The following is a 10,351-nucleotide window of genomic DNA, read 5'->3' on the forward strand; positions in this document are numbered from 1 at the left end:
CGTCGGCGGGCTCGGCCCCTTCGGCGAGCGCGTCCACCGTTACGACGCCCGGCGCCACGCGCGGAGGGGGTGGTGGGGAAGGTTCTCCCCACCACCCCCTCGGGCGGATTCAGCGCAGTGCCGGGCGGGTGCTGATCAGGGTGCCGGCCGGGCCGCGGACCAGCATCGGGCGGCGGCGGAGCGCCGGTTGCGGGCCGGCCGGCCGCAAGACGTGCGCGACCAGCAGGTCCTGCACGGCCGGGCCCGCCGGGCCGGCGGTCAGCTCGTGGCCGTCGTACGCGACCACCCGCCGGTCGAACAGCAGCCCCCGGCCCGGACCCGGATCCGCCTCCACCAGGGGCACGCGCGGGCCCGTGCCGTACAGGAGGGACCGGCCGGTCCCGCCCCCGGTGCGGGCGACCACCGCCACGAGGGCGAACTCGCAGGCGCCCGGCACCGGTCCGGGCAGCCGCACCGGGACCGTCTCCCCGGCGGGCGCCACGGTCCGCACCCGGTGCAGCTCGATCAGCCGGTCCGCGTGGACGTCCAGCCACGGCCCGCCGAGGGCCCGCCGCAGCAGGACGGACAGCCCGGCCGCGAGCCGCCGGTCCGGTCCCCCGTCCGGTCCCCCGTACGGGGCGCCGGAGGCGGCCGGGGGCGCGGCGGGCGCGGCGGGGACGGACTGGAACAGCCAGTCGTCGTCCGCCGTCCAGGACATCCGCAGCCGCACGGCCGGCCCCGGCGGGCCGGAGAAGCCGGCCGCCACCACCCCCGGGACGGGGTCCAGCGCGACGAGGGCGAAGCCGTTCTCCCGCAGGGACACGGCTCAGCCCGCGGCGACGGGCGTGCGCCCGGCCGGGAGCCGGGCCAGGTCCAGGCGCTCGTCCAGGTGGCGGGCGGAGGAGTTGGCGCGCCACAGCGCCCCGCGGGCGATGCCCCGGCGCATGTAGGCGGTGTCGGCGCTCGGGATGACCACGTTGTGGAACCAGCCCGCCGCGTGCTGCGAGTCGATGGTGATGTGCAGCCGGTGGTAGGTGATCCCGACCTCCGGCAGCCCGAGGCGCTCCCAGGCCTTCACCACGTTGCGGAACCGGTCGGGCGCCAGCCACTCGGTCATCCCGAGGAAGCCGACCGCCTCCGGGTACAGGTGCCGGTAGCGGCACAGCAGCACCGCGAGGTTGCCGGAGTGCAGGTCCGTGGTGGTCATGGCGGCCTCGAGGTCCTCGCTGCGGACGTCGAAGACCTCGTAGATCTTGTTGAAGAGGTGGGTGTGCACGGCCTCGGGGTCGCCGTTGCCCATCTCGTCCCAGTAGTTGGCGGCGATCTCCATCTTGCTGGCGCCGGCCGTGCCGATCTGCATCATCGCGAGGAAGTCGTCGAAGCGGCCGTCGATCAGCGATTCCTGGATGACGTACGTGCGCAGGTCCTCCTCCCGCGCCTCGCGGTTGATGAACTCGGTGTAGTAGGGGTGCTTGAAGGCGCGGTGCCCGCGGACCCGGCCCTTGAGCCAGGACAGGAACGCCTTGGGCTCGGTGGGCGCGGACTCCAGCAGGCCGGGCTCCAGGTGGGCGTCCTCGGCCGCCAGGGTGGCGTTCTCCAGCATCCGGGTGACCTCGTGCAGCAGCACCGAGCCCTCGGCGCTCGGCCGGTCGGGGATCTGCATCACGGTCTGGTAGATGCGCGAGAGGAGGAGCTGCTGGTGGTAGTGGGCGTCCTCGCGGCCGGGGCCGGCCACGGCGGCGGCGTTCAGGTCGGTGACGGCCTCGACGATCCGGGCGCGCTCGCCGAGGAACTTGGCGTCGATCTCGTCGCCGTCGGTGGTCAGCCAGGACGAGATCTCGTCCACGAGCGCGGCGGCGTCCGTCCTGCGGAGCACGGGAACGGTGTGGTGGTCGCTGCTGGGCAACTGCGTCTCCATGTCTGTCGGGGTCGCTCGGGAAAGCGACGCCTGGTGGGGTCGCGCCGGGCTGGGGAAGGGAGGGGTCGTGCGGATCCGCCGACGGGGACCCCGGACGGCGAGGGGCCGCGAGGGGCCGGAAAAGGGCCGGATACGGTCGCGCCGCGGGTCCGTGGAGGACGGGACGGGCGCGGGAGGAGGCCCTGCCGGGCGGTGCGGGCGCCGCATGCCAAAGACACGCGCATCCCTGGTATCGGATCGGGATGCGCGTGCCTGGGACGAGCACCTGCGGAGAGGGCAGGATTCGAACCTGCGTGGGCAGAGCCCGTTCGGCGAATCGCCGGACCCCGTTCGGCCGCTTCGGGTACCTCTCCTCGGCCTTTCTCGTGCCATCAGCTTGGCACGCGGCGGCTGACGCCGGACTGATGGACATCTGAGACGGGAATTCCGCCGGCGACCCGAATCGGTCAGGGTCCCATCAGCGCCGGCTGGGATAGTGAAGGGCGATCGATCCCGAATCCCGATCCCGAATCCCGATCCCGACTTCACTTACCCAGGGAGTTTCCGTGGCCGCCGAGACCGCTAAAATCGCCGTTTCCCGTCTCTACAACGACGAGAGCGGCGAATCGCATTTCATCGACGAGACGCTGGAGGTGACGGCCCTGAATTTCGCCCCGCCCGCGCCCTCGCTGTTCGTCTCCGAGGGCATACCGGCCAAGCAGGCCGTGTACCTCTACATCCCGGAGGGGTGGTTCGGCGACTTCCACCCGGCACCGCGCCGCCAGATCATGACCCTGGTCAGCGGCCGGATGGAGTGCGGTGTCAGCGACGGCACCTGGCGCACGTTCGTGCCCGGCAACACGCAGCTGGTCGAGGACACGAAGGGCAAGGGCCACGCCACCAGGGCCCTGGAGGACTGCGTGATGATCGTCTCCCAGCTCGCCGACTGACGTAACGTCACCATACGGAAAGGGCCCGGGCCTTGAAGGCCCGGGCCCTTTCCGCGTTCTTCCGGTCAGCCCTTGACGTATCCGAAGCTCTCGGCGAGCTTTCCGCCCTCCAGGCGGTGCACGTTCACCCCGCGCACGAAGTCCTTCGGGCCCCCGCCCCAGCGCAGGGTCCAGCGGCAGACGGAGCGCTCGCCGGCCACCCAGACGTCCTCCACCTCGAAGGTCATGTGCTCGTTCCCGGCGATGGCCGTCCAGAACTGCAGACATTCGTCATAACCGACGTGCTTCGTGCCGTCCGGGGCGGGCCCGGAGTTCTCCAGCCGGCAGTTCTCGGCGAGGATCTCCTTCAGCAGGCCGGGGTCGTGCAGCTGGAATGCCTGGTTGAACTGTTCGATAACCTTGCGCGTCTGCTCGTCGGACATCGGAACTCCTCAAGTCTCATGACTCGGCACGGATGGCGGACCGTCGAACCGTCCGGACTGACCGGACCGGCCGGGGCCACAGGAGAAAGTAATACAGTCCAACGGCCCGCTGTCCAAGGCTTTGGGAGTTCCGGCCATTTCCGTCAGTCGCACGTCAGTGCCAGCCGCCTAGCTTTGTACTATGACCACAGCAGACAGTGCGCCTCTCGCATTGGCCTATCAGCAGGCCATCGAATATCTGGCGGGCCTCGCCGATCGGCCGGTGGGTGCCACTGCCGGCTCCGAACAATTGCTGAAAACGTTCGGTGGCCCGCTGCCCGCCGGGCCCGCCGACCCGGCCGGGACCATCGAGGTCATCGGCCGCGCCGTCGCGGAGGGGGGCATCCCCACCGCCAACGGCCCCCGCTACTTCGGCTACGTCACCGGCGGCACCCTGCCCGTCGCGATCGCCGCCGACTGGCTCGTGGCGGCCTACGACCAGACCGCCAGCCTCTACAACCTCTCCCCGGCCGTCGCCGTGGCCGAGGACGTGGCCGCCCGGTGGGTGCTGGAACTGCTGGGCCTGCCCGAGCACGCCTCCGTCGGCTTCCCGACCGGCTGCACCATGGCCCACCTGACCTCGCTCGCGGCCGCCCGCCACAAGCTCCTCGCCGAGGCCGGCTGGGACGTGGAACGCGAGGGCCTGGGCGGCGCGCCCGACGTGGCGATCGTCGCGGGCGCCCAGCACCACATGACCATCGACCTCGCCGCCCGCTACCTCGGCTTCGGCACCGCCCGCATCCGCAACGTCCCGGTGGACGACAAGGGCCGCATGATCCCCTCCGAACTGGAGCGCACTCTTTCCGCCCTCACCGGCCCGGTGATCGTCTGCGCCCAGATCGGCGACGTCAACTCCGGCGCCATCGACCCCGTCGGCGAGATCTGCGACATCGCCCACCGCTACGGCGCCTGGGTGCACGTCGACGGTGCCTTCGGCCTCTGGGCCGCGGCCAGCCCGAAGCTCCGCCCCCTCGTCGAGGGCGTGGAACGGGCCGACTCCTGGGCCCTGGACGCCCACAAGTGGCTCAACGTCCCCTACGACTGCGGCATCGTCGTCATCGCCCACCCCGAGGCCCACCGCGCGGCCATGCTCAACGAACGCGCCGGCTACCTCCCGCCGGGCACCGACGGCGAACGCGACGCCATCGAATGGGTCCCCGACTTCTCCCGCCGCGCCCGCAGCCTCCCCGTCTGGGCCGCCCTGCGCACCCTGGGCCGCGAGGGCGTCGCCGAACTGGTCGAACGCTGCTGCGACCACGTCCGCCACTTCGCGGACCGCCTCTCGGGCGTCCCCGGCGTGGAACTCCTCAACGACGTCGTCCTCAACCAGCTCCTGGTCCGCTTCGGCGACGACGACGAGACCACCCGCCGGGTCATCGCCCGCATCCAGTCCGGCGGCGTCTGCTGGTTCGGCGGCACCCTGTGGGAGGGCCGTGCGGCGATGCGCGTCTCAGTCGTCAACTGGCGCACCACGCGCGAGGACGTGGACCGCAGCGTGGAGGTCATCCTGGACTCCCTCAAGGCGGAACTCCCCGCCTGACCCCCCCCGCCCACCCCCGCGGCCGGCCCCGCCCCCCGGGCCGGCCGAGGGGGTGGGTGCCGGAGCCGACGGCCGTTCCCGCTCGGGCTCCCCACCGATCTCGGGGACCATGACCGCGTAGAGGGCCGAGTCGCCGGAGGGTTGTTCGTTCAGATCGCGCCGTGCGCGGGCGCCGCTGCCTCGATGCGGCGTGCCAGCTCGATGTCGTGCTCGGCGACGTATCCGCCGAGGTCGCTCGAGCTGATCGAGACCTGCACGGTCTTGTAGCCGAGTGTCGCCTCCGAGTGGTGCCCGAGGTCGTTCTGGATGGCCGCGATGTGGACGATGAACGCCGCACCCTGGACGTGCGGGACCGAGTACGACCGCGTGATCCTCCGGCCGTCCGTCGACCAGCCGCTCAGGTCCTTGACGCGCTCCTCGATCTGCTCCGCCGAAAGAGCCTCAGCCACGGTCAAACCCCCTTGCCGATGGGTGCCAGTACCTCTGCCAAGGACTGGCCGATCGGTTCAGCTTGCCACGGCGTCATGGCCGCTTCCACGGCGGTCAGTTCCCGCCGGGCCCGCTCCGACCCGGTCCTCACCACGATCCCGGCAGCCTGCCCGGCGAGCGCTACGGCCCGCTCCGGCTCACGCAGCACAGCGACGGCGACGGCATGCCGGGCCGTCCACACGCCGACGTCCCGACGCGACGTGGGTGGGGCCGCGGGGATGATCTGCTGCCACAGTCGGTCGGCTTCCCGGGCCAACCCGAGCCGTCCGTAGCAAGTGGCACGTTGCACCTCTACGTAGTGCGGAGTCCGCAGACAAGCCGTACCCCATGTCTCGACGTCCACCGCGTCGAGCAGCCGTCCGGCGCGGTCGAGCAACCCGTCCACCCGACGCCGATCGCCGAGGAGCGAGGCGCCGTGAGCCTGCTGTTGCAGTGCGAAGACCTGGATTTCCGGTGAGAGGCGCGAGGCGTCCATGAGGGCCCCTTCGCAGAGATCCGTCACTGCTGTTCCCAGACCCTGATCGGTGCGTGCCATCGCGCGGTCCACCAGCGCGCACGCTACGGCTTCCGGATCTCGGGAGCGGTGGGCCAGCTCCTGGGCGATGTCGTGGCAGCGCAGCGCCGCACCGGGGTCGCCGGCGTCGAGGTGGAGCCACGCGGCGAATGCCGCATAGTGCACCCCGATACGGGCCATGCGCTGTCGTGTGGGCTCTTCGGCCGCGTCGACGAGTTGACTGATGAGGTCGCACTGGGCGCTGATCGTGTCGATGAGGGCGCGCGGGCCGAGCAGCATGTCCGCGCGGTAATGCCCGTCGAGCTGCTGCTCGAAGTACGGGATCAGAGCCGGATCGACATGTCGTGGCGCAGGCCTCGCCGTGCTCAGCGCGGCGGCCGTCATCGTGCCGACGAAAGTCCGGCGGTCGATGGAGTCCCCCTTGCCCACCAACTGGGGGCTCTCAGCGGAGGGTGCCTGACGGCGGGACCTTCTGGCCGCTGAGGTGGCTCGGTCCAGGACCGTCGTGGGTACACCGAACACCGTCGCGAGATGGCGACGGGTCTCCGGAGTAGGGAGGCGCTTGTGGCGCTCCCAGCGCCCGATCTCGCGTGCGTCCTTCGTGACGGTGCCCGACACACGGCAGTACTCGTCGGCTACTTGCTGCTGTGTCCAACCGTGTTCGATGCGAAGCCGCCTGAGAAGTCGGCCGATGCTCTCCGCCACCATGGCGCCTCCCGTTCTGGCCCCCATTCTGGCCCCCCGAGTGGCCCGTGGGCAGGCCCCTCCAGAGGGACCGGTCGGCGCGCTTTCCTTGACGGAGGGCAGCCGCCCACAGAACCCCGGCGACCGCGCGAACGGCCCCGGGGCACGGCCAACCTGAAGGAAGCAGGCAGACCCGTGAACCGTACCGCCCGAATCCTCGGCCCGGAGCCCCCGGACAGGCTCAGCCGGCAGACCTCTCGCGGAGTGCTGAGTTTCGACGTCCCTGAAGGTGCGGGTGCCGGCCCCGCTGCGTTGAGCTTGCCCAGTGAGGATCTGCTCGACCGGGCGCTCGTCGGGTGGGAGCGGTTCCTGTGCGGCTTCTTCTCGGAGGTGTCGGATGAGTGAGCGGTACGAGGACCTGCCGCACCGGCTGCTTCGCCAGCGGGTGCGGGACATTCCGTCCGGGGTGGAGGGGGTGCTGATGGCCGTGGTCAACGAGAACGTCTCGGATGGCGGCCTGGAGCGGTGGGTGGAGCTCGCGTACATCCGGGGTGCGAACGGCCGGGAGTTCACCACCGCCGTGGGGAACGTCGAAGCCGCCTGGTCGTCCGGAGGCACTCGGTGACGGGAGGTCGGGTCCGCTCAGCGGGGCATGCGGCGCCCCAGCTCTTCGGCCCGCTCACGCAGGGCCGCAGCCCGGGCCGAGGCTCCGTCTCCCGACCGGTCGACCGTGATCGCGGCGCGTTCCGTGAGGACGAGAACCGTGGCGATGAAACCCTCCGAGAGCGCGAGCCAGATGGCGTGGCCGCTTTCCCGATGCCTGGCGAGGAGGGCGTTGACGAAGACCTCGAAGACGTCGGGGGTGATCTGGCATTCGTCGTTCTCCATCGGCCCGATGCCCGAGGGGAGTCCCAGCTCCGCCTCGAACACCGTCACCTGGCGCTGGAACATCCGGGAGGCACCGTTGGACGGGTTCCAGAGCGTCTCGTCGCCGATGTCGAAGTACTGGCTCATCGGAGCACCCTCTCAGACGCGCACCGGCTACGCGGCGGTGGGCTCCCACGTGAAGCCGTCCGGGTCCGTGAAGGTGTCGGTGGTGCCGCCGAGGACGAGGCGGTGGGAGCCCGTGCCGTCTACGGGGACGCCGAGGTCCTTGGCCAGGGCGCGGCGCTTGTAGAGGGCCAGCTTGACGGGGCTGGAGTGGCCGGGGGCGAACTCGGTGTACTTGCCGCCGAAGCTCTTGGCGACGGTCAGGCCCCGTTCGACGTAGAACTGGCGGGTGGCCTTCACGGCCTCGACGCCGAGGAGCAGGACCAGGTCGTCGATCCGGCCGGTGTCCGGGGCGGTGTTCTTCTTCTCCGAGGTGGCGATCTTCCAGATCGTGCCGTCCGGGGCCTGCACGACGCCGCTGTAGCCCCACAGGGACTTGGCGGTGGGCTTGAGGACGGTGGCGCCGGCGTCGACGGCGGCGGTGAAGAAGCCGTCGACGGTGGCCGGGTTGGACACCGTCAGGCCCAGGGTGAAGCCGCGGAAGCCGGTGGTGGGGGTCTCGGACCGACGAAGGCGGACGTGGGCGTCGACGCCGAAGGCGGCGTAGAAGAGGTGGGCCGCCTCGACGTCGGCCACCTCGAGGGTGACGGAGGAGAGGGCGGTGGGGGCGGTGGTGGGAGTCGTGGTTGCCATGGACATCACGCTACGGGCGGCACCGCGGCCGGTGCTTCTCGAATCCTGACCGGTCTCGGGAGGGTCTACTGGAGGGCCGACTCCTCGCAGCGGGCCACCCAGGCGGCGAAGGGTTCCGACGGGTCCGTGCGGCCCGCCAGGTAGGCGCGGGTGACGCGTTCCACGTAGTCCGGGAGGTCCGCCGCCGTGGTCTTCAGGCCGCGGAGCTTGCGGCCGAAGGCGCCTTCCTGGTCGGCGGCGAGGGACAGGGTGCCGCCCAGATGGATCTGGAAGCCCTCGACCTGGCGGCCGTCCTCGTCCGCGACGAGCTGGCCCTTCAGGCCGATGTCGGCGACCTGGGTGCGGGCGCAGGAGTTGGGGCAGCCGTTGAGGTTGATGTTGAGGTGGGGGAGTTCCGGTTCGGACGACAGGCGCTTCTCCAGTTCCGTGATCAGGGTTGCCGCGCGTTCCTTCGTCTCCACGATCGCCAGCTTGCAGTACTCGATCCCCGTGCAGGCCATCGTGTTGCGGCGCCAGGGGGAGGGGCGGGCCTGGAGGCCGATGTCGGCGAGGTCCTTGACCAGGGGCTCCGGGTCGGCCACGTCCAGGACCAGCAGCTTCTGGTACGGGGTGAGGCGGACCCGGCCGCTGCCGTGGGTCTCGGCCAGGTCGGCCAGGGCGGCCAGCTTGGTGCCCGAGAGGCGGCCGGCGACCGGGGCGGCGCCCACGTACGACAGGCCGTTCTTCTGCGGGTGGACGCCGATGTGGTCGATCGGGGCGGGCGGCAGCGCCGGGGCCGGGCCGTCGAGGAGGGGGCGGCCCAGGTACTCCTCCTCCAGGACGCGGCGGAACCTCTCCACCCCCCAGTCGGCGACGAGGAACTTGAGGCGGGCCCGGCCGCGCAGCCGCCGGTAGCCGTAGTCGCGGAAGAGGCGGGCCACCGCCGCCCACACGTCGGGGACGTCGGCCAGCGGGACCCACACCCCGACGTGCCGGGCGAGGATCGGGACGGTGGAGAGGCCGCCGCCCACCCACATGCCGAAACCGGGGCCGTGCTCGGGGTGGACCGCGCCCAGGAACGCCAGGTCGTTGATCTCGTACGGGACGTCCGGCAGCCAGGACACCGCCGACTTGTACTTGCGGGGCAGGTTGGAGAGGGACGGGTCGCCCACGTAGCGGGCGGCGATCTCGCGGACCGCCGGGGTCGCGTCCAGGACCTCGTCCGCGCCGACGCCCGCCACCGGGCTGCCGACGATCACGCGCGGGCAGTCCCCGCACGCCTCGGTCGTCGACAGCCCGACCTCCTCCAGCCGCCGCCAGATCGCCGGCACGTCCTCGATCCGGATCCAGTGGAACTGCACGTTCTGGCGGTCCGTGATGTCCGCGGTGTTGCGGGCGAAGCGCATCGACACGTCGGCGACCGCCCGCAGCTGGGCGGCGTCGAGGGTGCCGCCGTCGCTGCGCACCCGCATCATGAAGTGCTCGTCCTCCAGCTCCTCCGGCGCGAGCGAGCCGGTCTTCCCGCCGTCGATACCGGGCTTGCGCTGGGTGTAGAGCCCCCACCAGCGCATCCGGCCGCGCAGGTCGTCGGGGTCGATGGAGGCGAAGCCCTCGCGGGAGTAGACCCGCTCGATGCGTTCTCTGACGAGGAGGGGGTCCTCGACCGCCTTGAACTCCTCGTTGGAGTTGAGGGGGTCGTACTCGCCCAGGGCCCATTGGCCCTCCGGGCGCTTGGCGGCGGCGGGGCGCGCGGTCCTGGCGGTCCGGACCGGCGGCGCGGGGACTGTTTCCGTCATGGTCCTGCTCCTTGTCGGGGGTCGGGGGTCGGAGGTCGAGCCGTCCGGTCCTCAGGCCGTGCCGAGGGACGCCACCGGGACGATCATTCCGCTGGGCAGCCAGCTCGCGGATCCGCCGTGGTGGTGGCCGCCCCCGGCGGAGCCGTCCGCCGCGGGGCCCCCGCTGCCGGGGACGTACAGCACGGCGGCGGCGTAGAGCTTCGCGGGCGCGGGGCCCACCGTCCCGCGGGCCGCGCGCCAGGCCTCGTACCCGGCGGCGCTCGGCACCTCGCCCGGCAGCCGTCCGGCCAGCGCCGCCGCGTACTCCACCGCCGCCGGGGCGCCGGGGGAGTAGCGCAGCGGAATGAGCTGGCCCGCGCTCGGGGAGAGCAGCGGCGCG

The 10,351-nt window shown here is 71.7% G+C and carries 11 protein-coding genes, 1 tRNA gene and 1 pseudogene; 3 read left to right on the forward strand and 10 right to left on the reverse strand.

Annotated features, from left to right (window positions below; all coding sequences use genetic code 11):
• Nucleotides 1–109: 109 nt before the first annotated feature.
• The 3 genes from AB0O29_RS32180 to AB0O29_RS32190 all read right to left on the reverse strand — a co-directional run bounded on the left by AB0O29_RS32180 (nt 110) and on the right by AB0O29_RS32190 (nt 2,250).
• Entirely contained in the window at nt 110–802 is a 693-nt protein-coding gene (locus AB0O29_RS32180) for a hypothetical protein (RefSeq protein ID WP_365158809.1), read from the reverse strand.
• A gap of 3 nt (nt 803–805) precedes the next feature.
• Entirely contained in the window at nt 806–1,897 is a 1,092-nt protein-coding gene (locus tag AB0O29_RS32185; RefSeq protein ID WP_365158812.1) for an iron-containing redox enzyme family protein, read from the reverse strand.
• A 268-nt stretch (nt 1,898–2,165) separates the two neighbouring features.
• Nucleotides 2,166–2,250 (reverse strand) — tRNA-OTHER (locus tag AB0O29_RS32190).
• A gap of 192 nt (nt 2,251–2,442) precedes the next feature.
• Here AB0O29_RS32190 and AB0O29_RS32195 point away from each other — a divergent pair.
• Entirely contained in the window at nt 2,443–2,826 is a 384-nt protein-coding gene (locus AB0O29_RS32195; protein ID WP_365158815.1) for a hypothetical protein, read from the forward strand.
• Between the two features lie 65 nt (nt 2,827–2,891).
• Here AB0O29_RS32195 and AB0O29_RS32200 read toward each other — a convergent pair whose 3' ends face one another.
• A complete protein-coding gene (locus AB0O29_RS32200) occupies nt 2,892–3,248 on the reverse strand; it encodes a nuclear transport factor 2 family protein (RefSeq protein ID WP_365158818.1) in 357 nt (118 codons plus the stop codon).
• 289 nt (nt 3,249–3,537) lie between these two features.
• On the opposite strand from AB0O29_RS32200, the gene AB0O29_RS32205 reads away from it, so the two are divergent.
• On the forward strand, nt 3,538–4,827 hold the full coding sequence (locus tag AB0O29_RS32205) for an aminotransferase class V-fold PLP-dependent enzyme (protein WP_365158821.1): 1,290 nt from the start codon (nt 3,538–3,540) through the stop codon (nt 4,825–4,827).
• Between the two features lie 149 nt (nt 4,828–4,976).
• Here AB0O29_RS32205 and AB0O29_RS32210 read toward each other — a convergent pair whose 3' ends face one another.
• Both AB0O29_RS32210 and AB0O29_RS32215 read right to left on the reverse strand, forming a co-directional pair.
• Nucleotides 4,977–5,276 carry a 4a-hydroxytetrahydrobiopterin dehydratase gene (locus AB0O29_RS32210; protein ID WP_365158823.1) on the reverse strand — a complete coding sequence of 100 codons (300 nt, stop codon included), beginning with the start codon at nt 5,274–5,276 and terminating at the stop codon, nt 4,977–4,979.
• 2 nt (nt 5,277–5,278) lie between these two features.
• Entirely contained in the window at nt 5,279–6,538 is a 1,260-nt protein-coding gene (locus tag AB0O29_RS32215; RefSeq protein ID WP_365158826.1) for a helix-turn-helix transcriptional regulator, read from the reverse strand.
• Nucleotides 6,539–6,911: 373 nt separating this feature from the next.
• Here AB0O29_RS32215 and AB0O29_RS32220 point away from each other — a divergent pair, with 373 nt between their 5' ends.
• On the forward strand, nt 6,912–7,139 hold the full coding sequence (locus AB0O29_RS32220) for a hypothetical protein (protein WP_365158829.1): 228 nt from the start codon (nt 6,912–6,914) through the stop codon (nt 7,137–7,139).
• A 17-nt stretch (nt 7,140–7,156) separates the two neighbouring features.
• On the opposite strand, the gene AB0O29_RS32225 is transcribed toward AB0O29_RS32220, so the two are convergent.
• The 4 genes and pseudogenes from AB0O29_RS32225 to AB0O29_RS32240 all read right to left on the reverse strand — a co-directional run.
• Complete coding sequence (locus tag AB0O29_RS32225) at nt 7,157–7,528, reverse strand: DUF6086 family protein (protein ID WP_365158831.1); 372 nt, start codon at nt 7,526–7,528, stop codon at nt 7,157–7,159.
• A gap of 27 nt (nt 7,529–7,555) precedes the next feature.
• On the reverse strand, nt 7,556–8,203 hold the full coding sequence (locus AB0O29_RS32230) for a glyoxalase (RefSeq protein ID WP_365158834.1): 648 nt from the start codon (nt 8,201–8,203) through the stop codon (nt 7,556–7,558).
• A gap of 59 nt (nt 8,204–8,262) precedes the next feature.
• On the reverse strand, nt 8,263–9,972 hold the full coding sequence (locus AB0O29_RS32235; RefSeq protein ID WP_365158837.1) for a nitrite/sulfite reductase: 1,710 nt from the start codon (nt 9,970–9,972) through the stop codon (nt 8,263–8,265).
• 51 nt (nt 9,973–10,023) lie between these two features.
• A pseudogene (locus AB0O29_RS32240) lies at nt 10,024–10,351 on the reverse strand (hypothetical protein); the annotation flags it as partial.

The sequence above is a fragment of the Streptomyces sp. NPDC089915 genome, assembly GCF_040684675.1.
GTDB lineage: Bacteria > Actinomycetota > Actinomycetes > Streptomycetales > Streptomycetaceae > Streptomyces.